1 protein-coding gene is annotated in these 291 nt (G+C 65.3%); it reads left to right on the forward strand.

Going from position 1 to position 291, the window contains the following annotated elements; translation table 11 throughout:
* The coding region (locus IG69_RS0119640; protein ID WP_030529849.1) for a peptidase inhibitor family I36 protein at positions 1-291 on the forward strand (291 nt) is incomplete at both ends.

Genomic DNA, 291 nt, shown 5'->3' on the forward strand with positions numbered 1-291 from the left:
GAGTTCTGCCTCTTCTACAACAGCGACAACGCCGGCGCCGTCAGCGACTTCACCACCTCGATCGCCGACTACGGCACCACCCAGCCCTCCTGCTACGACTTCAAGGGCACCAAGGCCGGCCACGGGCTCTGCGTCAAGAACGAGGCCGCCTCCGTCTGGAACCGCACCGGCAAGAGCGTCACCGTCTACTACAACAGCAGCTACGCCGGCGCCTCCCAGACCTTCGCCGACGGCGCCAAGGCCAACCTCAACGCCACCCTCAAGAACAACAACGCCTCCCACCGCATCGGC

The organism is Phycicoccus jejuensis (genome assembly GCF_000720925.1).
Classification (GTDB): Bacteria; Actinomycetota; Actinomycetes; order Actinomycetales; family Dermatophilaceae; genus Phycicoccus; species Phycicoccus jejuensis.